The organism is Streptomyces sp. NPDC005963 (genome assembly GCF_040638655.1).
GTDB lineage: Bacteria > Actinomycetota > Actinomycetes > Streptomycetales > Streptomycetaceae > Streptomyces.
Map to the genome: position 1 here is coordinate 146,205 of NZ_JBEXVD010000004.1, position 23,087 is coordinate 169,291.

Here is a 23,087-nt window from a genome sequence, read left to right on the forward strand (position 1 = left end):
TAGCGCCCCTTGATCAGGAGCGGCCCCTATGTTCCTAGTGTTCTTTGTGTTCCTTACGCTCGTTGTGCTCCGCTACGGCACCCGGAGCGCCACCGGCCCCCTCACCCCCGCGGGCCCGTAGCCGTCCGGAACCGCGGTCGAAGCCCGGAGCGGAAACCCCGGAACTGGGCCGAAGGAGGTAGCGGTACCCCGGGTCGGCGTCCGTCCGGTGCGCTCTCCGGGGTGACCCACGGGTGCCCCCCTCCGGCCCCGGCAAACGCCCACCGGGAAGGCACGGGGAGGGCTCAGCGGCCCCAGGTGCGACGGGCGGCGGTGACCTGGTCCAACACCTGGCGCAGTACCGCGCTGCCCGGCGGAACCGTCGGGGGCTGATAGGTCCACGCGTGACGCACCCAGGGATCGGCCAGATGGTCGTCCGGTACGGGAGTGATCCGCAGCAGCGACCGCCACAGGGGGTCGAGCACCGGCCCGTAGGCGCTGGCGTCCTCGCGGTCGGCGACCATCATCAGATGCACGCCCACCGCCGGGCCCTCGTCAGCCAGATAGCGCAACTGGGTGACGGCCCGGTCATCGAAGCCGTGGGGGAAGTCATGGACGATCAGCAACTGCTCGGCCGTGTCGAGGTCCGGGGGCAGCGCGTCCGGGGCGCCGCCGCGCACCGCCATGGTGACCAGGTCGACCCGCTGGGTGAGCTTCGAAAGCGTCTCGCTTACGCCCTGTGCCCCGGCGGCCGGAGGATGCGCGAGCACTCCGGACTCGACGAGCGGCGCGAGGGAGGCGGTGGCGGTACCCGCGGGGTCGATCGCATGGACGGTGAACTCACCGGGCGGATACACGGCGAGCAACCGGGCCGCATGCGCGACCGCACAGTCCATGGCCAGTCGCTTGAGCTGGGCCTCGTCCAGCATCAGCGCGGCTTCCGCGCCCCCGCGTCCGCTGTCGACCCACAGACCGCGCTCCAAGGGGAGCCTGACCAGGAACGGAATGCGCATCTCCGGGCTCTCGGGCAGTTGGAGATCACCCAGCCGCAACGCCATGGGCGTCTCCATGGGCACCCGATAGGCGTGCCAGACCGGATTGTCCCAACGGGCGTACGCGGGCGGCAGCGCCGGCTCGACGACATCGGACTCGGCGGTGAGCAGCGCGAGGTCACGGTCGAGCGCCTGCCGCGCCTGCGCGGTCAACTCCTCGCATTTGGCCCGTGCGGCGGCCCTGGCGGCGTCACCGGTGCCTCCGATGCGGCTGCGCGGGTCGGACAGGGCCTGGTCGAGCTCCTGGTCCAGCCGGGACTCGGCGAACTCGACGGCACTGCGGTACGCGGCGACGGAGCGGGCGTAGTCCTCGAACATGCCCCAGATCTGGTTGTAGAGACGCTCCTCCATGGACCAGCCGGTGGCGTCCCCCGCGACGGGACGAGCGGGTTCGCCCGGTTCGCCGGGGGGCGCGCTGGGAGGCGGCGGGGGCGGCGCCGAGCGCCTGCGGGGATGGGCGTAGTTGATGGGGGCGCCTGCGTCGGCGGTGGGGTGTTGGGTGTCCGAGACGCCGGAGCCCGAGGTGGTACCGGCGGCTGACAGACCTTGCGGAATGGTGGGCTCGCCGCCACCGGGAGGCTGGGGCGCGGGCGGAGCCGGGGGCTGGAGCGCGTATCCGCCGTCCTGCGCACCGCTGGTCCGCAACCCCGCGGGTGCGGTACGAGGGGCGGGAGCCGCGGCTGCCGCCTGGATCTCGGCCGCCCGCTCACGGGCCTGCGGAAGTCCCTGGTCGCCGAGCAGCTGGGCAAGACCGCCCGCGTAGCCTTGACCGACGGCCCGTACCTTCCAGGCGCCCTGGCGGCGGTACAGCTCGACCGCGACGAGGGCGGTCTCCGCCTCCAGGCCGGTGATGGTGAAACTGGCCAGTTCGTCGCCGTTCTGGCCGATCACCGCGAGGAAGGGTGCGGCCGTGGCACCGAAGTGCGCCGGTCCCGCGGTTCCGTCGGGGAGCGCCAACAGGAGGTGCACTTGGTGCACGGCGGTCGGCACGGCGTCCAGATCGACGGTGAACCGGGGTGCGTCGGTGGTCGCCCGGGACACCTCCACGCCGGGCACGATCGGTGCGCCGGGGTGGGCGAGCTCCTCGCCCCGTACGCTCCCCCGGTCATCGGAACAGGTGACGCAGGCCAACAGCGGGTGTCCGGCCGATACCCGGATCTCCAGGCGGGATTCGGGCAGTGGATGGTTCTGCCCCCGGACCAACTCGGCGGTCATCGCCTTCGTCCCCTCGGTGCTCTGCGGTGGTGCGCGGTGGTCGGTACCGCGCCCTCAATGGACTATCACGCGGTGCTTGGGTCTGCGGGTCCTACGACTGCTGCTGGTTCTGCGACTGCTGCTGGTTCTGCGATTGCTGCGGCACTGCGGGTTCTGCGTCATTCACTCTGTACTGCTGACGCGCGGCCACCTCTCGGGGGCCGCCGCTCCCCGTGCGCCGCCCCTTGCCCGGTCGAGAGGCTCGGGAGTGCCGGCGGTCGGGTGGGGCTGCGCCACCGGCAAGCGCTACAGCTCCCGGCGGCCGTTGCCCCCGGGAGCTGCATGTCCATCCGTGCGCCCGGCACAGACCCTGCGGGCCCGGCCCTTAGAGATGCGGCAGGATCGAGGGCATCAGGTCCTGGAACGTCCGCCCGTTGGCGGGGTTGCCGAGGGCCGTCATCTGCCAGCCGTCGCCGCCCTTGCCCCGGTGCACCTTGGCCATGATCTGCGCGGTGTAGTTACCGCCGCCGTCCAGGGTGTAACGGGCGAGCTCCTGGCCGTTCGTCTCGTCGACCAGGCGGCAGAAGGCGTTCTGCACCTCCTGGAACGTCTGGCCGCCGAACGAGTTCACCGTGAAGACGATCTGGTCGATGTGGACGGGCACCCTCTGGAGGTCCACCAGGATCGCCTCGTCGTCGCCGCCCGAACCGGCACCGCCGACCAGGTTGTCTCCGGTGTGCTTCACCGAGCCGTCATCACTGACGAGGTGGCGGAAGAAGACCACGTCCACCGGCTGCTTGTCGGCGAAGAGCACCGCCGAGGCATCGAGGTCGATCTCCTTGGTGCGCGAGCCGAACAGACCGCGGCGCGCCGCCGCCTGCCAGCCGAGCCCCATCCGCACAGCCGTGAGGGTGCCCCCGTCGCTCTTCCGCAGGCTGATGGCCTGACCCTTGGTCATGTTGACCGTCACGCGCTGTCCCCTTCTTCCTGTTCATCGATGTTCCGCCACCCATACGGGTGGCTGCCCAGCACCCTACGCAGTCACTTCAACGGCGCGGCACAATTGGCCAGTATTTGTGTCGTTCTTGCAACACAGCAGGTACGTGGCCCGGTGTGACGTGCGCAGCGGGCCCTGCTCACCGCTCTCCCGCACCTCAAGGAGCGCACGCCTCAGACCAGACCCGCCTCCTTCATCTGACGCAGTTCCTTCTTCAACTCGCCGACCTCGTCCCTCAGCCTGGCGGCCACCTCGAACTGGAGGTCGGCGGCTGCGGCCCTCATCCGCTCGGTCATCTCCTCGATGATCCCGGCGAGTTCGGCGGCGGGTCGATCGGTGGGTTGCACGTCCTTGGCACTGCGCTTGCCCTTGCCTGCGAGTGCCGGGACCGGAGCCTTGGCGCCCTTACCCGAAGCCGGCTTCCGGTAGTCCGTACCGAGGAGTTCCTCCGTGTCGACTTCCTCGCGGGCGATCGTGGCGACGATGTCGTTGATCTTCTTCCGCAGCGGCTGTGGGTCGATCCCCCGCTCGGTGTTGTACGCGACCTGCTTCTCCCGACGACGGTTGGTCTCATCGATGGCCTTCGCCATGGCCGCGGTGATCTTGTCTGCGTACATGTGGACCTGGCCCGAGACGTTGCGCGCCGCGCGACCGATGGTCTGGATCAATGACGTACCGGAACGCAGGAAGCCTTCCTTGTCCGCATCGAGGATCGCCACCAAGGAGACCTCGGGCAGGTCGAGCCCCTCCCGCAGGAGGTTGATGCCCACCAGGACGTCGTACTCGCCGGCCCGCAGTTCGCGCAGCAGCTCGACCCTGCGCAGGGTGTCCACATCGCTGTGCAGATAGCGCACCTGGATGCCCAGTTCGAGGAAGTACTCCGTGAGGTCCTCGGCCATCTTCTTGGTGAGCGTGGTCACCAGGACCCGCTCGTCCTTCTCGGTGCGCAACCGGATCTCGTGCACGAGGTCGTCGATCTGCCCCTCGGTGGGCTTGACGACGACTTCGGGGTCGATCAGACCGGTCGGGCGGATGATCTGCTCCACGAAACCGTCACCGCGGGAGAGCTCGTACGTACCGGGGGTGGCGGACAGATAGACGGTCTGCCCGATCCGTTCCGTGAACTCCTCCCACTTCAGCGGCCGGTTGTCGAGCGCGGACGGCAGCCGGAAACCGTGGTCGACCAAGGTGCGCTTGCGGGAGGCGTCCCCCTCGTACATCGCACCGATCTGGGGCACGGTCACATGGGACTCGTCGATGACCAGCAGGAAGTCTTCGGGGAAGTAGTCGAGGAGGGTGTTCGGCGGGGAGCCTGGGTCACGGCCGTCGAAGTGCATCGAGTAGTTCTCGATGCCCGAGCAGGAACCGATCTGGCGCATCATCTCGATGTCGTAGGTCGTCCGCATCCGCAGCCGTTGTGACTCCAGCAGCTTGCCCTGCTTGTCGAGGTCCGTCAGACGCTGTTCGAGCTCCTGTTCGATGCCGTTGACGGCCTTCTCCAAGCGCTCAGGGCCCGCGACGTAGTGGCTGGCGGGGAAGACGTAGAGCGACCGGTCCTCGCTGATGATCTCGCCGGTCAGCGGGTGGAGGGTGGAGAGCGCCTCGATCTCGTCACCGAACATCTCGATCCGGACCGCAAGTTCCTCGTAGACCGGGAAGATCTCGATGGTGTCGCCCCGGACCCGGAAGGTGCCGCGGGCGAACGCCACGTCATTGCGCGTGTACTGGATGTCGACGAACCGGCGCAGCAACTGGTCGCGGTCGATCTCGTCGCCGACCTTGAGGGGCACCATCCGGTCGACGTACTCCTGTGGTGTCCCCAGGCCATAGATGCAGGAGACGGAGGCGACGACGACGACGTCGCGCCGGGTCAGGAGCGAGTTCGTCGCGGAGTGGCGCAGCCGCTCGACCTCCTCGTTGATCGAGGAGTCCTTCTCGATGTAGGTGTCCGACTGCGGGACGTACGCCTCCGGCTGGTAGTAGTCGTAGTACGAGACGAAATACTCGACGGCGTTGTTGGGGAGGAGCTCCCGGAACTCGTTCGCCAACTGGGCGGCCAGGGTCTTGTTCGGCGCCATCACCAGGGTGGGGCGCTGGAGCTTCTCGATCATCCATGCGGTGGTCGCCGACTTGCCGGTACCGGTCGCGCCGAGCAGGACCACGTCCTTCTCGCCAGCACGGATGCGGCGCTCCAGGTCGGCGATGGCCGTGGGCTGGTCACCGCTGGGCTGGAAGGGACTGACGACCTCGAAGGGCGCCACCGAACGTTCGATCTTGGAAACGGGCCGCATGGATCCACCGTACGACCCGTCACTGACATCCGGGTGCCTCACCGCTCGCCGACCACCCGGCGCCCAAGGGCGCACAGGAGGCCGGCAGTGCGATCAGTGCTGGTCAGTGCCGGTGTGGGGGATGCCGGTCATCGGTGAACCAGGGCGTTTGGGGCTCTACGGCCGATGCCGGCAGCTCGGTGGCCGGTGCAGCGCCCCCGGGTGAACCCGCGCGGTGCGCCGTCGACGGCGACAGCGGTTCAGCAGCCGGGGCGTACCGGCCCGAGGGCGAAACCGGCCAGTCGTCGTCGGCTCGCCTGGAACCGAAATCGGGCCAGGGCGCCGCAGCGGCGGGCTCGGCGGCCCGCGGTGCCCACTCCGGGGAGGTCGTGTCGGGCGGGGAGAGCGGTTCCGGCCGGCCCGTCTGCTGCGGCAAAGGCCGTTCCGCCGTCTGGAGCCCGGTACCGCGCCAGGCGTCGGGCGCCTGGCCGAACAGGGACGGACTCATCCGCTCCACGGACTCGTCGACCCGCCCCTGCGCCTTGCCGCCGGAGCGCTTGCGGTCGGGCTCCCCCAGCACCAGTTGGGGGTCGAACATCACGACCACCCCGGCCACCAGGAGGAAGACGAGGGGGCCGAGGAGCATGGGGGCCAGGATGCTGGCCGGCGAGTCACCGATGCCGGCGCTGCCCAGCGTCCCGTGGAGATGGACACTGACCGCGGCCATGCCGGTGTAGTGCATTCCGGTGACGGCGACACCCATGACGAGGCTGGCGCCGAGGCTCGCCATGAAACCGTGAACGGAGACTGCGGCCCACAGCGCGGCGGTCGCCGCCACGACCGCGATCACCACGGAGAGGACCACGACGGGCGTGCTGTACGCGATCGTGCCCTGCATCCGCATGCCCGCCATACCGAGGTAGTGCATGGAGGCGACTCCCAGACCGGTGACGGTGCCCCCCGTGAGCAGGGCCATCACGGTCGCCCCCCGGTATCCCACGATGAAGATGCCGATGCCGACCATGACGATCGCGACGACGAGACTCGCGAAGGTGACGGGCCGGTCGTAGGTGATCGGGGCCTCGGCGACGGTGAAGCCCATCATGGCGATGAAGTGCATCGTCCAGATGCCGGAGCCGATGGAGGTGGCGCCGAGGGCCAACCATCCTGGCTTGAACGAGCCTGTCCCATGGACCGACCGCGTTGTGCACCGCAGCCCGAGTGCCGAGCCGAGGCAGGCCATCATGAACGCCACCACGGGCGTGACCAGGCCATAACTAAAGCCGTCGAGTGTTCCCTGCATGTCCTGCGTCCCTTGCTCCTTGTGGACTCTGCGAACCCCAGGCGGCGGCCCCTGACCGCTGGTGGAACGTCCCTTCAAAGGGCGAGAATATGCCCAACATCCCCATGGGCAAACATATGGGTACAAGATCCAAAGCTAGCGAGATGACCCACTGGCATTCTCTGTATGGATTTGTTCACTTTTCAGTACGCCGTCGAGTGACGTGCGTTGCTCTGCCCTGACCTGTATTGAGTCGATGGGGCGTTCACGCGCCTCCACAAATGACCGAGCATCGTCAGGAGTCAAGGTGTTTTCACGTCATGCCACAGCAACCGCCCTCACCCTGCTGGGAATCAGCGCTTCCTTCGTCTTCGCCCCGCTGGCACAGGCCGATCAGGGCACTGAGCGGCCGGGAGCCGTCGCCTCGTCGGACGGTGGGCCAACGGTGATCGCCCACCGCGGCGCTTCGGGATACGCCCCCGAGAACACCCTCGCCGCCATCGACCTCGCCGACGACATGGGCTTCGACTGGGTCGAGAACGACGTCCAGCGCACCCGGGACGGCCAACTCGTCGTCATCCACGACGAAACCCTGGCGCGGACGACCGACGTCGAACAACGCTTCCCCGACCGCGCACCCTGGCGGGTCCGCGACTTCACCGCCGCGGAAATCGGAACCCTGGACGCCGGCAGCTGGTTCGGCCAGAAGTGGACCCACGCCCGAGTGCCCACGCTGCGGCAGTATCTCGACCGCGTCGACAGCAACGGCCAGAAGCTCCTGCTGGAGATCAAGCGGCCCGAGCTCTATCCGGGCATCGAGAAGGACACCCTGCGGGTACTCCGTCAGGAGGGCTGGCTCGACCGCTCGCACGTGCGCAGCAGGTTGGTGATGCAGAACTTCAGCGCGGACAGTGTGAAGACCGTCCACCGACTGCGCCCCGACGTCATCACCGGGTTCCTGGGCACACCGCCCGTCGCCGAGTTGCCCTCGTACGCGGCCTTCACCGACCAGATCAACCCCGCCGCCTCATCGGTCACAGCCGACTACGTTGCCTCCGTACAGCGCCTCAAGGGCCCGCACGGAGCGCGGCTGCAAGTCAACACCTGGACGGTGAACGACGCGGCGACGGCGGCCCGGATGAGCGGGTTCGGCGTGGACGGCATCATCACGGACCGGCCGGACGTCGTACGGGACGCGGTGAGCTAGAGCCCTTCCTTCGGACCGGGTCGCGTCGCGAGCCCAGCGGGATGTGACAGGGCCTGAGGGGCGATGCACCCTGGGCACACGGATCACCGGCCCGGCGGACGGCTCCCCCTCGTCCTTTCGCCGGGCCCACCGGGGTGCGCCCCGTCTGCGCCACCACTCCGGCGGCCGTGTCAGCGGCTGGCCCTACCCTCCGGGCATGAGCATGAACGGCGTGTACGTACGCCTCACTCCGTCCGAACTCAGCCGGGCGCTGGACGACCCTGTCTGGGCCAAGGAGTACGCAGACGAGTTGCTGGAGGCCGAGTCCGATCTCGTGCACCTCCCGTCGACGTCCCGAACCCACCACACGTACCGGGCGTGGCACGCCCTGGACTTCCTCCTGCGGCGCCGGGGGTTCCCCGTCGACATCGTCCACGGCGAGGAGGAGATCCCCGGCACGGAGGACTGGGGCGGATACGGCCCACCGCGTTGTGTGACACCGGAGCGGGTCCGCGTCGCCGCCGACGCGCTCGCCGCCCTGACCTGCGCGGAGCTGATCGAAGGCGTCACCCCCGGGCACCTGGCGGAGGCCGGTGTCTACCCGGTCTCCCCATGGGCGGACGAGCACTCCCTGGGACTGGTGACCGGCATCCATCAACCCCTCGCCGCCTTCTTCAGGACGACGGCACTGCGCGGTCACGCACTCCTCACGTGGATCGACTGACGGTGGGCCCGGATCGATGACGGCCTCGGCCCCGGCGGCATCACCTCGGGGGCCGAGCCGAGGCCGCCGGGCCCGGTCCGGGCCTCGATGTCAGTGGTGCGCCGTACCGTGGAGCGCATGAGGACCTTCGAGTGGACCGTGCTCGACACGCGCATCGGACCGCTGCTGCTGGCCGCCACGGAGGACGGACTGGTCAGCGTGGTGTTCCATGCCGAGGAATCGGTGCGGGACATGGCGCTGGGCGAACTGTCCGGCAGACTCGGCGCCCGGCCCGTCGCGGACGCGGCGGGGCTGCTGGTCGACCCCGTGCGCCAGTTGGATGCCTACTTCGCCGGGAAGCCGCTCGACTTCAGCCTGCCCCTCGATTGGTCGCTGTCCGGCGGGTTCAACCGCGAGGTGCTGCGCGAACTGGCGTCTACGGTCACCTACGGCACGGTCGTGGGATACGGCGACCTGGCCTCCCGAGTCGGCCAGCCGGGCGCCGCCCAGGCCGTGGGCGCGGCCATGGGATCCAACCCCCTGCCGGTGGTGGTCCCCTGCCATCGAGTGGTGGAGTCCGGGGGAAAGTTGGGTGGATTCAGCGGTGGTCTGGAGACCAAGCGCAAGCTGCTGGCCCTGGAGGGAGTGCTCCCGGAGCCGCTGTTCTAAGACCGTGAGGGCCAACCTCGGGGCCGTGTGCCGAGGTGACGTACGGGTCCCCCAGCGCACCGTACGGACGTGTGTAGATCCTTCACACCGTTCGCAGGGGGCGGCTCCCGAGATGGGACCGGAGATATTCCTTTGTCATATCTACTGACAGACTGCGCAGGTGAGCATCCGTCCTGACCCGCCCGACATATCCGGCGCCTCCGAGCCCCCCGTCGTCGCATCCGAGCCTCAGCCGTCCGATGAAGCCCTGTCCGCACTGCGACGCCGTACCACCACCGTCCTGGTCATCAGCCAGATCCTCGGTGGGTTGGGCGTCGCCATCGGAGTCGCCCTGGCTGCGGTGCTGGCCGAGCGGTTGAGCGGGACGGAAGCGCTCGCCGGACTGGCTCCCACCGCGACCGTCGTCGGCACGGCGGTGCTCTCCTTGCCGTTGGCCTCACTGATGGCGTCCCGCGGCAGACGTCCGGGCCTCGTGCTCGCCTATCTCATCGGAGCCTTCGGCGGCGGCCTGGTGGTACTGGCCGCGGCGATCGACAGCTTCCCCCTGCTGTTGGTCGGCATGGCCGCCTTCGGTGCCGGTTCGCTGGCCACCCTCCAGGCGCGGTTCGCCGCCGCAGATCTCGCCCTACCGGAACGGCGAGGTCAGGCGATCTCCCATGTGGTCTGGGCCACGACGATCGGCGCGGTCCTCGGACCCAACATCGCCGCTCCCGCCGGCCGCAGCATCTCCGGACTCGGCCTTCCCTCCGAAGCCGGACCGTTCGTCTGGGCCGCCGCGGTGTTCCTGCTGGCGGCCCTCCTCGTCCAAGTGCTGTTGCGTCCCGATCCGCTGCTGACCGCCCGCGCTCTGTCCCCCGCGGAATCCTCCCCGCAAGGACGCTCGCTACGGTCCGGGATCCAGGCGGTGCGGGAGTCCGCCATGGCGAAGCTGGCACTGGTGACCGTCACGGTCTCGCACACCGCCATGGTGGCCATCATGTCGATGACGCCGGTCGCCCTCAGCCATCACGGCGCGGACATCGAACTGATCGGGCTTGTCATCAGCGGCCACATCGCCGGCATGTACGCCTTCTCGCCGGTGATGGGCTGGTTGGCCGACCGGTTTGGACGGATCTCGGTGATCGGCCTCGCCGTCGGTCTGCTGTCGCTCGCCGCCCTGTTCGCCGGTACGGCGGGGTCGAGCCACACCCGTGTCGCCGTCGGTCTCTTCCTGCTGGGGCTCGGTTGGTCGGCCGGTGTGGTGTCCGGCTCGGCGCTGCTCACCGATTCCGTGCGCCCGGCTTCACGGGCCGCGGTGCAGGGACTGTCCGACCTGGTGATGAGCGCCGCGGCCGGTGTTGGCGGGGTGTGTGCGGGACTGATCGTCTCCCAGGCGGGTTACGGCTGGTTGAACGCGGTCGGCGCCTGTCTCCTGCTTCCGATGGCGGCCCTGGCCATCCGCCGGGCACTGCGCTGACCTGCACGGTCTGTCCGCTGAGGCACTGCCCAGCACCTGGCCCCTCCGCGTCGGGCGAATCCACGGGACCTCCCCTCCTTTGAGGAGATCACCGTGCGAACACCTGCGTGGCCCGAGCCCGTGTCCACCGCCTGCGTGGCCCGAGACTGTGTCCACCGCCTGTGTCGTACGAGCCCGTGTTGCCCCTCGCCGCTCGGAGCGCGGCTCGCCTGACGGCGCGCGGGTGACGCCCCGGCCGGAGCGGCCTACTCCTGCCGACGAAAGCCGCTCCACGCGGGATGACGCGGATCATCCGCGTGTACGACCGCGTCCGCCAGGTCTGCGGGGGCCACCTCCCTCTCGTACCGCCCCAACGCGGGCAGGGTCCAGCGTTCGGCCTCGCCCGTTCGCCGCCGCAGGGCGCCCGGGGACAGCCGCAGATGTACGGACACATCGAACGGAAAGCCATGGCCGAGCAGCAGCGGCCCGTCCAGCAGCAGCACTCCCCCGGCGGGCAGGGCGACTCGCGCGCTGCGGGTCGCCCTGTCCGTGACGGGATCCCAGAGGTCGGGGAGGACGAGCCCGCTGCCCCCGAGCTCCAAGGGCCCGAAGACCTCGCGCCAGAGCGCCCCCGTATCGAACCAATCGCTGTAGTACGCATCGGGGTCGGTCCGTCCGTACTCGTACCGCAGCGACGCCGGCCGGAGGAAACCCGCGGTCTCACGCCCACGGTCGCTCGACCGCGCAACCTCAGTTCCCGTCCGATTCGTGCGGCGAGGTCGGCCCCTCCCGCGCCGAAGGAACCGTCCAGTCCGATGCGGAGCCAGGGGCTGCCGTCCTCGGGTGAGAGGTCCGTGGCGTGGTCAGCCACGGCCGAAGCCAATCGCTCCCAGGTGATCGCTTTGAGTCGCACCGGTCCATCTTCGACCACGGCGGCGCTGCCCTGACCTCCTGCCGTGCCCCGGGAGGTGGCCGTCGGCCCCTACTCGTTGAACCAGTTCGGCGCCGCGGTGTTCACCGCGAGGGGGCTGCCGTGGGGCAGCAGATACGTCACGTACAGCACCACCGGCACGCTCCCCGTGTTCCGTCCGATGTGGCGGTGCTCCGGCCCGGACGGTTCTATGAACACCGAGCCCGCGGGAGTGACTTCGACCGAGCGGTCCTGAAGCGTACGGGTCAGGGTGCCCGAGGTGACGACGGTGAGCAGTTGCCCGTGGTGGTAGTGCCATCCGGTGGAGCCGCCCGGGGCGATCGTGATCGTCCGCATGATCACGTCAGTTCGCCCCGCGGCCCTGAGCTTCACGGTCCCTTGGGAGACTCCGTGGGCGAGCACCGTGCCCGTGGCACCACAACCGGATGCGGTGTTCGCCACGGACGGTGACGCGGTGACAAGTGCGGTGCTTCGGCTTCCGCCCATCACCATCGCACCGCCAGTCCTTCCATGACGCCCAGCGCTCGCCAGCCTGTCCTCGAACCCCATGAAAGCCTCCAACTCCTCTACCCGGGAAGATGTGGCCGTGCGCACCCGTCCACCCGGGTGTCTCGCCAAAACGACGTCACGCCATTCGAGAAGGGACCGTCCGAAGAGGACGCGTGTCAGCAATGGGGGCACGGATTGGTCATCAGGCCCTGGCCAGCACGAACAGCCGGAAAAGGAGCGGGTCCGAAGGCGTAGCCGGCCTTCGGACCCTTGGTTTCCGCCCATCTTGCACGCCGGCGCATTGAAGAACCCGAGTCAGTCATTATGTCGTCGCGTCCTGCCTTTGGACCACCGCACATCGAGCTGCGCGGACCGGACTTGAACCGGTACTTCGACGACCGAGGGCTCGGGCCCGGTCGATCCGACGATCGGCGGAGAATGCTGAAGCTAGAGGAATAATCTGAGTCTGACGGCGGCTGCCTCTACCGGACTTGGGCTACCGCGACCCGTACACGAGTGTCGCGGGGAGGATTTGAACCTCCACTGGAACCGCACGATCACGACAAGCCTCAGTTTCAGCTTGCGCTCCTCGCGCACCCCGTCCGCTCAGCAGCGGACGGGGAGTCAACAAGACTACCCGCTCAACCGAACAGATAGCCGAAAACTGCGTCACCCACCCTCTGGTCGGTGACATCGGCGCCATTGGCCTCCTCGCGGGCGAACTTCACCGCCTGCTGCAACTTCTCCACGCGCTCCAGCAGTTCGTTGACGCGCCGCGCGGGAAGGGCACCGGAGAACTTCACCGTGGTCCAGTAGCCGACCGGAATGTCCTCGTAGTACACCTCGACCTGCGCCGGGTGCTTCTCGGTCGCCTCCGCCTTCACATGGTTGCGCGGGACCTTCTTCGTACGCACCGTGCGGACGACTTCCGTCTTCCAAGCGTCCGTCGAAGGATCCTGCGTCCAGGACTCGGACGCATCGAGGACGGGCAGCTTGCGCACGAAGCCGTTGATGTCCGTGAGCTGCTTCTCCAGGAAGAGCAGATACGAAACGGGTACGTCGCCCACGAGCACCCGACCATCCACGGACACGTCCGCGCGGGCGGTGCAGTTGGCCCAGTCCTTAGTGGCGGTCACATCGAAGAGTCGGGACAGCGTCTTCGCCGTCTCGCCCAGCACGTCCTCGGCCTTGACCTGCACCCTCGTCGACTCGGGCGGCAGTTGCTCACCCTCCTCGTCCTTCGGCTGGTAGGTACGCGAGATGCCGGCGAGCAGCGCAGGTTTCTGAAGCCCGTGATGGGCGGCGGTCAGGTCCTGATGGGTCTTGGACTTGACGCCCTTCTCCACTGCGATGATCTGGTTTAGTTTCGCCACGTCGATCAAGCTATCAAGACCATCTTGTGGGCTCGACCGATTAATGCGATCCCTGTCGGATCATCATCTTCCGATCGCTCTCCGGACCGTCGCCCCGGGGTTGCACGACCTCTCACCCTTCAACGTCCCTTGGGGAGCAAGCACCATGGAGACAGCCGTCATCGCGGTCATCGGCACGCTGCTCGGCTCGATGGTCACCCACGTCTTCCAGCGCCGTACGACAGAGCTCACGGCGGAACTGACCCGCGCCGAGCAACTGCGCCAGGAGCGGATCTCGGCCTACAGCGCCTTCGCCGGAGCGCTGGTGGACTACAGGAGGGGGCAGAACGACCGCTGGCACCGCGCCCAGGAGACCCCGGGCAGTTCGACGGCTGAAGAGGCCCGGATCGACTCGTACCGGTTGCGCTCCAGCGCCCATCAGGCGTGGATCAGGGTGCAATTGGTGTGTGACGACCCCAAGGCGCTGGAGTTGGCGGCTGCTGCCTTCGAAGTGACCAATTGCATGCATGAGGCACCCGATGAGGATGACCGCTCACAGCGGTCGGAGCAGGCCCGCGAGACCCTGTCGGAGTTCATCGGAGCTGCCGCCCCAAGTGTTCGTTGAACGCGCGGCGTCGGGCCCGTCCGCATCGGACGCGGTCGAGAGCCACGCCCTCCCGATGGCCGGTCGTGCGCCGCCATGGGGAGGAGCGCTGGCACTTCCCTGCCGCGGTGAAAGGGCCTTTCAGGCCCCCGTGCGGCGGGCCCGGTGGAAGAGCACGGCTCCACCGAGCATCAGGGCTGCGCCCACGGGCACCGCGTACCCGATCCCGTCGGCGCCGGTCTGGGCCAGGGCGTCGTCCTGGTCGGTGTCCACGGAGATCACGGGCTTGTTGGGCTTCTCGACAGTCCGGGTGATCGGCTTCTCCACCGGCTTGGTCGGCGGGGTGACCGGCTTCTCCACCACGGGCGGGGGCTTGGGGCCCGTGGGCTCGGAGGGCCCGTTGACCGAGGTGTTGCCGAGGGCGGGGTTGCCGATGCCCACGACGTTCAGGGAGTTGCCGCTGACGTTGACCGGAAGATCGATCGGCAGCTGGATGCCGTTGCCAGAGATCACACCCGGGGAGCCCGCGACGGTCCCGTTGGCAACAGCGCCGCCAGGACCGTTCTGGCTGCCCACGCCCTGGCCGTTGCCGGAGGTCTGGCCGCCCGGAGCCGTGGTACCGGTCTGAGCGGACCCGCCGGAGGTGTTCGCGCAGGTGTTGCCCGCGGCCGGGTTGAGCAGCCCGACCACGTTGACCGTGTTCCCGCAGACGCTGACGGGGACGTGGATCGGGAGCTGGATCGTGTTGCCCGCGATCACGCCCGGGGAGCCGACCGCCCCGCCATTGGCGGTCGAGTCAGCGTGTGCGTGTCCCGCCAACGCCAGCGCGCCGCCCGTGAGCATCACGGTGGCGAGCCCCTTTCGATGAAGCTGCCTCATCGGATCCTGCCTTCAGGAGAACTTCTCGGGCACTCGCCCGCATCCCGGACAACGATGCTCAAAGGCCGTTCGGATCCGGACCCCTGCTCCTTTCACCCCATCGAGTGTGCGCCTGTTCGAACCGGCCTTCCGCCGTCCGACACGGCCGCCCCTCCGCGCTCCGCGTGTTCGTTCCTCGCTCCTGAACCCCCGGTTCCGCCGCCGCGTCCAGCCGCCTCCACCGGCCTGACCTGTACAAAGAGAAAGGAACGAGTACGCAGGGCGACCAACGGGAGGTCAGAAGCGGACCGGGAGCGCCAACAGCCCCCGGGCACGGATCGACGGTCTCCACTTCAGGGAACTCTCGTCGATGTCGAGTGCCAGCCGGGGGAAACGCTCCAGCAGTGCGGTGAGTGCGATCTCCGTCTCCAGCCGGGCCAGATGGGCACCGAGGCAGTGGTGGAGCCCGTGGCCGAGGGCGAGATGGCCTTGGGCGTCGCGATCGAGGTCGAGTCGGTCGGGGTCGGGAAAGCGGCTGGGATCTCGATTGGCCGCCGCCAGGGAGAGCATGACCGTCTCGCCCGCCGGTACGGTCACTGAGCCGATCGTCAGATCGGCCACGGGAAAGCGGCGGATGGCCAGCAGCGCAGGCCCTTCGTAGCGCATGAACTCGTCGACCGCCGCGGCGGTCTTGGCAGGGTTCTGCCGCAGTTCCGTCCGTGGCCGGGGATCGCGGAGCAGGGCGAGCACCGCGGTACCGATGAGTTGGACTGTGTTCTCGTATCCGACGAAGAGGATGAGGAACGCGAGCGAGGTCAACTCGTCCTCGCTGAGACGGTCGCTGCCGTCAGGCCCCGGTTCGTCCCGGACCGCGATCAGTGCGGAGAGGAGATCGTCGGCGGGCTCTCGGCGCTTGTGCGCCAGCAGGTCCCGAACATAGGTGTTCAGTTGCCCCACGGCCTCCTTGGCGGCGTCGGGGCGGGCAGGATCGGGCAGCAGCAGGGCGTCCGTCCAGGCCCGGAAGTCGTGCCGAGCCTGTCGGGGCACGCCGAGCAGTTCGCAGATGGCGTTGATGGGGAGCGGGGCGGCGTAGGACGCGATCAGCTCCGTCCGGCCGTCGGCCGCGATCCCGTCGAGGAGTTCGTCGGCGATGCGTCGGATCGGCTCCCTCAACTGCTCGATGCGCCGGGCCGTGAACGTCTTGGTGACCAGCCGTCGGATGCGGGTGTGATCCGGCGCGTCCATGTTGAGCAGATTGGCGTCGAGCGCGGGAGGCAGCCGAAAGCCGCGGTACCCACCGGGGGTTCCGTTCCGCTTGTCCAGGGACAAGAGGGGGTTGGCGAGCGCCTCGCGCACGTCCTCGTAGCGGGTGACGATCCAGATGGGCAGTCCGTCCGGGCCTACGGTCCGATGGACCGGTGTGGTCTCCCTGAGCCGGTCGTAGACGAGGTAGGAACGGGTCAGGAACTCGTGCGTCAGATCGTCCAGGGCCATGGAACCACCCTAGGGACCGTGGATGGGCACGTCCGACGGTCGAGTCGGGCAAGCCCGATGAGCCACTAGATCGCGCCATCTGCGGCCGGATGTACGAGGCGGCACCAGACGGGCAGTACCGGCTGCGGCCTCTCCTGCGTGCCGAGCGCCATCCACTTCTCCGGACTCTCAAGGAGGCGAAGCCCGTCTTGGCGTCCACCGCGGGTGCGTCCGCGGTGGTCAGCCATACGCGGCCCAGATCATAGGACGCAAGATGCTCGCAGACGGCAACAAGCAGGGCGTGTCCGAGGCCCTTCCTCGGTTACCACGAGCGATCGGCTTCCGGAGCGGACTCAGGTCCCCAGCAGGGCGTTGAGCACCTCGACCGGGTCGGAATGCGGTGTCCCTCGTGGCCACCAGTCGTCGCGGCCTGCGTCGGACTCATATCCGTACCAGAGGCCGTCCCGACCGTATCTGAGCTGGAGCGAAGGGGTGGACAGATGGTTGCCACGGGGACGGAAGTCCGGAAATCCGGCAGTCGTCAGGGCCGGTCTCGCCCGATCGAAGGGGCCGGCAGGCGGATCCCAAAGGGACTCCAGCACGGTCAGCGCGGACGAACCGCCCTGCCGCCAGGCTGCAACCGCCCGAGCGATGGTCGTGGGGGTCCGGCCCGTGGCTGCGGCCAGTTCTCGGTACAGGACACGGGAGGACGCCGTGAGCCCCGAGCCGGGGTGGGCGGCGGCGAGACGAACCGCGTCCTGCCATGGAGTCAGGGGCGCGATGGGATCGAGGCCCGTGGTGAGCAGGGCATGGGCACGCGCGGCGGCTTCGGTGGCGAGCAGGTCCAGCGCGAGGGGATCGGGTGCGCCGGGGCCCTGGGGGTACGCGGGTGGCCGACCGGGCGCTGCGGGAAACGGGAAGGGCGGCGGGAGCACGGGAAGGGGGCGTCGCGCCAGCGCCTCCTGAACGTCGACCGTGGGGAGCGGGGCGACCTCTGTGGTCCGCTGCGCAGCGGACCGGGTGGCGTTGCGTTGGGAAATGGCCGCCAGGAGTTCGCGCTCGCCCATGCCCCGCATCAGGAAGAGCACCAGCGGGTCTTGGTCGAGGAGGCGTCCGGTCTGGTAGCAGAGTGCGGCGGCGTGCTTGCAGGGGAAGCCGTCGTCAGGGCAGGAGCAGTCGGGGATCAGATCGCCGGCCGCCGGGAGGAGGTCCACGATGGAAGCGAGGGCGTGCGGCACGTCCTTGTCGAGGAGCGCGGCGATGTGTTCGGGGCGGGCTGCCACGGTGGCGAGGAGATCGTCCCATTCGTCGCCGCCTAGTGTGCGGAGGCGGATCTCCGTCCGATAGGGGCGGGGTCGACTGCCGTGGACGTAGGCGGTGACCCGCCCGGGGGTGATCGTGATCGAGTCGACGAGACCTCGGCCCGCGTAGGCACGACCGCGGGTGAGTCTGGCCTGGTCGAGCGCGGTGTCCTCCAGGGCTTCGACCCAGGCGTTGCCCCACCAACTGGAGGCGGTTTCCCCGCCGGTCAGAGGTTCCGGAGCGGGAAAGGTGCGGCGCCGGTCATCGTGCCGTGTCGCCGCCGGTGCGGTTCGTCGTCCTCGCACAGCCCGGAGCTCGTGCACCGGGGCGTGTGGCCCTTGGTGCTCCTGCCGGACGGCAACTCGGGGACGACCGTGGGGAGGGTTCATGCGGGCCTCCGCAGGGAGACGAGATCCGACAACTCGCGATCGGTCAGCTCGGTCAGCGCAGCCTCTCCCGAGCCGAGGACGGCGTCCGCCAGGGCCCTCTTGTCGGCGAGCATGGTCGCGATGCGGTCCTCGACCGTGCCCTCGGCGATCAGCCGATGGACCTGTACGGGCTGTGTCTGACCGATGCGGTAGGCGCGATCGGTGGCTTGTTCCTCGACCGCGGGATTCCACCAGCGGTCGAAGTGGACGACGTGTGCCGCGCGCGTGAGGTTGAGGCCGGTGCCGGCGGCCTTGAGGGAGAGGAGGAACACGGGCACGTCCCCCGACTGGAAGCGGTCGACCATCCTCTCGCGCTCCGCTACGGGCGTTCCGCCGTGCAGGAGTTGGGTTGCGATACCACGGGACGACAGGTGTCGGTCGATCAACCTGGCCATCGTGACGTACTGGGTGAACACCAGCACCGAATCGCCTTCGGCCAGGATCACTTCCAGCAACTCGTCGAGGAGGGCGAGCTTTCCGGAACGCCCGGCGAGCCTGACCGTCCTCCCCGTGCGGTCGCTTCCCTGGTCCGTGACACCGTGGACCGACCCTCCTGTGCGCCCTCGCTCCCCGGAGGTGTCGAGCGGGGGCCTGTGTAGCGGATCTTCCAGGGCATCGACGCCCGCAGGGCCACCCGCGGTGAACTGCGGATCTCCCACCTGTTCGACGACGGAGCGCAGGGCCCGGCGCCGTCCGGGATCCGCGACCTCCGACGGGTCCGCGACGTCCGATGCATCAACCTCCGATGCATCGACGTCCGAGGGGGAGGCACCCGGGCCCGAAGGGCGGCCCGGTACCCGGGCGGACGGGGCAAGGGCTGATGAGCCCTCGCCAGCTGATGCCCCCGAACCCACCGGGCTCAGCGTCCCCAGCGCTCCGGCAGCCGGCCGTGGGCGCACCGGGAGGGCGCCGTCCGGTACGGCAGCCAGGCTGGGCCCTGCGGGGCTCATCATGTCTGCGGAGGTCTTCCCGAGCAGCGCGCGCCTCTCATGCGCCAGGTGGGTGCCCCGGCCCTTCACCCCCTCGTACTCCTTCAGGAACTGAGCGGGGTGGTTGCAGATCTGCTTGAGATCGGTGAGCAGTTTCATCACCAGCCCACGACGCCCGATCCCCTCGGCACCGCCGATCGTGGCCATGGCCTCGCGCACCACGGCCTCGTAGAGCGAAACCTGTTCCCGGGTGAGGGCGACGGGGTGGTCCGACTCGGTCTTGGGGGGAAGTTCGGGAACGATGCCGGGATCCGACTTCTTCCGGCGCAGGAGGAAGGGTCGAACCAGTCGGGACAGCCGCTCGGCCGCCTCGTCGTCCTCGCCGAGCTCCACCAATCTGGCGTGCCGTGCCCGGAATGCCTTCAGCGGTCCGAGGAGCCCCGGGGTGGTCCAGTCCAGCAGTGCCCAGAGCTCGGAGAGGTTGTTCTCCACCGGAGTGCCGGTGAGCGCGACCCGGGCGGGTGCAGGAATGGTGCGGAGCGCCTTGGCGGTCGCCGAGAAGGGGTTCTTGACGTGCTGTGCCTCGTCGGCGACCACCATCGACCAAGGATGCGAGGCGAGTTGTTCGGCGCTGGAGCGCATCGTGCCGTAGGTGGTCAAAACGAATCCGCCTGCCACGCCGTCCAGCGTGCGACCGGCACCGTGAAAGCGACGGACCGGGATACCGGGGGCGAAGCGGGCGATCTCGCGCTGCCAGTTGCCGAGGAGCGAAGCGGGGCATACGACCAGCGTCGGCTCGGTCCGGTTGCGATGCAGATGGAGTGCGATGAGCGTCACGGTCTTGCCGAGGCCCATGTCGTCGGCGAGGCAGCCGCCGAGCCCGAGGGATGTCATCAGGTCCAACCAGGCCAGCCCCCGCTGTTGGTAGTCACGCAAGGTCGCTGCGAGGCCCGCGGGCGGCGCCACGGGTGCGGGACCGGTACCGAGTCGGTCACGCAGGGCTGCCAAGGTCCCGGTGGGTACGGCCGCCACGGACTCGCCGTCCACCTCGGCGGTCCCGGTGAGCGCCACGACCAACGCGTCGATGGGCTCCAACAGCCCCAACTCGCGTTTGCGCGCCTTCCGTACGAGGTCCGGATCGATCACCACCCACCGGTCCCTCAACCGGACCATCGGACGGTGCGCCTCGGCGAGGAGGTCCATCTCATGATCGGTGAGCGGATCTCCGTCCAGGGCGAGTTGCCAGTTGAACGAGAGGAGTTGCGCACTGTCGAAGAAGGGGGTGCCGTCCGTGGCCGATCCCGGAGCCGGTCGCACGACGGCGGTGGCCGACAGCGAGCGCGCCAACTCTCGGGGCCAGTGCACGACCACCCCGGCAGCGGCGAGTTTCTGAGCGCCGGGACCGAGCAGTTCGTAGAGCTCGTCCTCCTCAAGGGTCAGCACATCGGGCACGTCGCGTTCCAGCAGCCGGGCGAGGGGCGGCCAGACCCTCGCCGCCCGACGCACGGCGAGAACGGCATCGATCTCGGCCCTCGGCCCGAACTGTGGGGATCCGCCGCCCGCCCAGAGCCGATCGGCATCCACCACGAGGGTGGGGTCGGCGAGGCTGTGCACCTGGACGACGGCCGCCGCGGCACCCTTGCGCTGCTCTTCCCCCTCTGCTGCCGTGTCGAACAGCTCGAAGGAGGAGAGGTCGAGTCGGAGCGACACCCGTACGCCGGCGTCCATCCCCTGGGCGGCCTCCGCCGCCCAGGCACGGGTGTGGGGCAGCCACTGCGGCACCTGGGCTGCGAAGGGGGCGCCCACCGCCCAGGCTGCGGCGGGAGTCCGTGGCAGGGCGTCGGCCGTCGCATCGAAGAACGCTCTGATCAGCGCCTCGGGCTCGGGCAGGGCGGTGTCCGCGTGGGTGACTGCCGGTGTCGCGTACGCCTCGTAGGGCATGGCGGCGGCGATCGCCCGCAACTGGGCGATGTCATGGGCGTCGAGCGGCCCTGCTCGCCATGCGTCGTGATCGGCCGGCGTCAGACCGGGGAGGAACTTGCCACTTGCGACGAGGTGCAGCGCGTGCAGGGCTGCTGCTCCCCAGCAAGCGGCGGCGGGATGTGCGGACGGGTGCGAGCGGGCGCGGACCAGCAGGGGTAGCGCATCGACCACCGGCAGGACCACGGCAGGGACGGTTCGAACGGAAGGGCGTCGATCATCGTTCGGGAGGCCTTCGGCGGACTCGGCGGCCGGCAACACGACGGCGATCTCGTCGGATGCCCCTTCCAGCCGGTGCCCCTCGGGGGACCAGAAGGCGACCTTGCCCTCGCGCGGGAGCTCCGCCGGAAGGAAGACGGCTGCGCAGAACGCCGCGGGGTCCTCGGAGTCGGACGGATGCGCGCGCTCCGTCGTCGGAACCTTCGTAGGAAGCTGCATGGGTCACCCCCCTCCACCGATGTGGTGTCTTGGCGCTGATTCATCACTGACCACGACCATACGGGTGGGGTCTGACATTGCCGCTGAGCCACTGCATACCAGCAGCTCAGACCGGTTCCGCGGAGGTTCGAAGTGATACGTCGATTCGCTGACCCCGAGAACACGGTCCCGGCGCCGCAACCGACCCGGCCGCGTAGGAGAAGCACACTGCCAGGAGAGGGCGGTCCCGCCGCACGTACCTCTTCGACCCGCAGGCCGCACTGCCCCCGACCTCTCCCGCATCGCCCCGTCCGTGTCGCCCGTGCAGGGAACGGGCGGCACGGACGGGAGTCCGTGATCCTCGACGGCGCTCATGCGGCCGGCGGCCGGTCCCCTCCTCGTGAAGCCGCCGACGCCATGGGGCGCACCCCACCGGTAGTGGCCCGTGGGGTCTCGCGGGTGCCATCGGGGTGCCGCGCCTGACGGCCCTTCGTGGCTGTCGGCGGCGTGTCTTCGAAGGTGTCGGAGACCATGGGCGGCGTGTCCTCGGAGGCGTCGCCCTCGTGATCAACAAGGGATTCAGATTGGTCCCCCGGGCCGCTGCCCGACGGGAGCTGCCGCTCCATCTGCGACGGTTGTGGCTGTTGGGCCCGCTCCAGGAAGCGGAGCAGTTCGACCGGGAAGGGGAGCACCAGCGTGGAGTTCTTCTCCGCGGCCACGGCGACCACCGTCTGCAGCAGACGCAACTGGAGGGCCGCCGGCTCCTTCGACATCACGCCCGCCGCCGCTGCCAATTTCTTCGATGCCTGGAGCTCGGCATCCGCGTTGATCACCCGCGCACGGCGTTCACGGTCCGCCTCTGCCTGTCGCGCCATGGACCGCTTCATGGCCTCGGGCAGGGACACATCCTTGATCTCGACCCGGTCGATCTGCACGCCCCAGCCCATCGCAGGGCTGTCGATCATCAGTTCAAGCCCCTGGTTGAGCTTCTCCCGGTTGGAGAGGAGATCATCCAGATCGCTCTTGCCGATGATCGACCGCAGGGAGGTCTGGGCCATCTGGGAGACCGCGAAGCGGTAGTCCTCGACCTCGACGATGGCGTTCGCGGGATCGACGACTCGGAAGTAGACGACGGCGTCAACACGAACCGTGACGTTGTCGCGGGTGATGCCCTCCTGTGCGGGTACCGGCAGGGTCACCACCTGCATGTTGACCTTCCGCAGCCGATCCATGGCCGGAACGATCATGGTGAATCCGGGCCCCTTAATCCCACCTCGCAGTCGCCCCAGGCGGAACACCACGCCCCGCTCGTACTGCTTGACCACGCGCGCCGCCGCCATCGTGTAAAGCACCAGAGCGGATGCGATGGCCACCGCCGCTATCACCAGTTCCTCGACCATCAGGGCACCCCCTTCCGTCCGAGCTACGCCCACTGTTCACGATATGCCCGATGTGCCCGATAAAGCGAAAATCTTCCTAGGTGCTGGATACCCATGACAGCGCGGCCACCGCCCTTTCAGCGGCCGACTCCTACAGGACGCACAGACCCGCAGCGGA

15 protein-coding genes and 2 pseudogenes are annotated in these 23,087 nt (G+C 68.9%); 5 read left to right on the forward strand and 12 right to left on the reverse strand.

Going from position 1 to position 23,087, the window contains the following annotated elements; all coding sequences use genetic code 11:
* Window positions 1-284: 284 nt before the first annotated feature.
* From ABZ348_RS08545 to ABZ348_RS08560, 4 genes and pseudogenes are all read right to left on the reverse strand, one after another.
* Window positions 285-2,246 (reverse strand): TerD family protein, encoded by a 1,962-nt coding sequence (locus ABZ348_RS08545; RefSeq protein WP_358930692.1) that lies wholly within the window; start codon window positions 2,244-2,246, stop codon window positions 285-287.
* A 364-nt stretch (window positions 2,247-2,610) separates the two neighbouring features.
* Entirely contained in the window at window positions 2,611-3,195 is a 585-nt protein-coding gene (locus ABZ348_RS08550; RefSeq protein WP_358930694.1) for a TerD family protein, read from the reverse strand.
* Between the two features lie 200 nt (window positions 3,196-3,395).
* Complete coding sequence (gene uvrB / locus ABZ348_RS08555; RefSeq protein WP_358930696.1) at window positions 3,396-5,513, reverse strand: excinuclease ABC subunit UvrB; 2,118 nt, start codon at window positions 5,511-5,513, stop codon at window positions 3,396-3,398.
* Between the two features lie 541 nt (window positions 5,514-6,054).
* Window positions 6,055-6,795: pseudogene (locus tag ABZ348_RS08560) on the reverse strand (MHYT domain-containing protein); the annotation flags it as partial.
* A gap of 286 nt (window positions 6,796-7,081) precedes the next feature.
* Here ABZ348_RS08560 and ABZ348_RS08565 point away from each other — a divergent pair.
* The 4 genes from ABZ348_RS08565 (at window position 7,082) to ABZ348_RS08580 (ending at window position 10,788) form a co-directional block, all read left to right on the forward strand.
* Window positions 7,082-7,981 (forward strand): glycerophosphodiester phosphodiesterase family protein, encoded by a 900-nt coding sequence (locus tag ABZ348_RS08565; RefSeq protein ID WP_358930698.1) that lies wholly within the window; start codon window positions 7,082-7,084, stop codon window positions 7,979-7,981.
* Window positions 7,982-8,177: 196 nt separating this feature from the next.
* The gene (locus ABZ348_RS08570) at window positions 8,178-8,684 is read left to right on the forward strand and encodes a YfbM family protein (RefSeq protein ID WP_358930700.1); all 507 of its coding nucleotides are present in this window, start codon (window positions 8,178-8,180) and stop codon (window positions 8,682-8,684) included.
* Window positions 8,685-8,801: 117 nt separating this feature from the next.
* Window positions 8,802-9,332 carry a methylated-DNA--[protein]-cysteine S-methyltransferase gene (locus ABZ348_RS08575; protein ID WP_358930702.1) on the forward strand — a complete coding sequence of 177 codons (531 nt, stop codon included), beginning with the start codon at window positions 8,802-8,804 and terminating at the stop codon, window positions 9,330-9,332.
* A 247-nt stretch (window positions 9,333-9,579) separates the two neighbouring features.
* On the forward strand, window positions 9,580-10,788 hold the full coding sequence (locus ABZ348_RS08580; protein WP_358931066.1) for an MFS transporter: 1,209 nt from the start codon (window positions 9,580-9,582) through the stop codon (window positions 10,786-10,788).
* Between the two features lie 245 nt (window positions 10,789-11,033).
* Here ABZ348_RS08580 and ABZ348_RS08585 read toward each other — a convergent pair.
* The 3 genes and pseudogenes from ABZ348_RS08585 to ABZ348_RS08595 form a co-directional block, all read right to left on the reverse strand.
* Window positions 11,034-11,680, reverse strand: a pseudogene (locus ABZ348_RS08585) (uridine kinase).
* 69 nt (window positions 11,681-11,749) lie between these two features.
* Window positions 11,750-12,190 carry a cupin domain-containing protein gene (locus ABZ348_RS08590; protein WP_358930704.1) on the reverse strand — a complete coding sequence of 147 codons (441 nt, stop codon included), beginning with the start codon at window positions 12,188-12,190 and terminating at the stop codon, window positions 11,750-11,752.
* Window positions 12,191-12,828: 638 nt separating this feature from the next.
* Entirely contained in the window at window positions 12,829-13,560 is a 732-nt protein-coding gene (locus tag ABZ348_RS08595) for a hypothetical protein (protein WP_358930706.1), read from the reverse strand.
* 145 nt (window positions 13,561-13,705) lie between these two features.
* Here ABZ348_RS08595 and ABZ348_RS08600 point away from each other — a divergent pair, with 145 nt between their 5' ends.
* A complete protein-coding gene (locus ABZ348_RS08600) occupies window positions 13,706-14,164 on the forward strand; it encodes a hypothetical protein (protein ID WP_358930708.1) in 459 nt (152 codons plus the stop codon).
* Between the two features lie 120 nt (window positions 14,165-14,284).
* Here ABZ348_RS08600 and ABZ348_RS08605 read toward each other — a convergent pair whose 3' ends face one another.
* The 5 genes from ABZ348_RS08605 to ABZ348_RS08625 all read right to left on the reverse strand — a co-directional run bounded on the left by ABZ348_RS08605 (window position 14,285) and on the right by ABZ348_RS08625 (window position 22,930).
* On the reverse strand, window positions 14,285-15,022 hold the full coding sequence (locus ABZ348_RS08605) for a chaplin (protein ID WP_358930710.1): 738 nt from the start codon (window positions 15,020-15,022) through the stop codon (window positions 14,285-14,287).
* 276 nt (window positions 15,023-15,298) lie between these two features.
* Window positions 15,299-16,495 (reverse strand): cytochrome P450, encoded by a 1,197-nt coding sequence (locus ABZ348_RS08610; protein ID WP_358930712.1) that lies wholly within the window; start codon window positions 16,493-16,495, stop codon window positions 15,299-15,301.
* A gap of 332 nt (window positions 16,496-16,827) precedes the next feature.
* Window positions 16,828-18,081, reverse strand: a complete 1,254-nt coding sequence (locus ABZ348_RS08615) for an SWIM zinc finger family protein (RefSeq protein ID WP_358930714.1) — start codon at window positions 18,079-18,081, stop codon at window positions 16,828-16,830.
* Between the two features lie 80 nt (window positions 18,082-18,161).
* On the reverse strand, window positions 18,162-21,551 hold the full coding sequence (locus ABZ348_RS08620) for a DEAD/DEAH box helicase (protein ID WP_358930716.1): 3,390 nt from the start codon (window positions 21,549-21,551) through the stop codon (window positions 18,162-18,164).
* Between the two features lie 350 nt (window positions 21,552-21,901).
* Complete coding sequence (locus tag ABZ348_RS08625) at window positions 21,902-22,930, reverse strand: slipin family protein (RefSeq protein WP_358930718.1); 1,029 nt, start codon at window positions 22,928-22,930, stop codon at window positions 21,902-21,904.
* Between the last annotated feature and the right edge of the window lie 157 nt (window positions 22,931-23,087).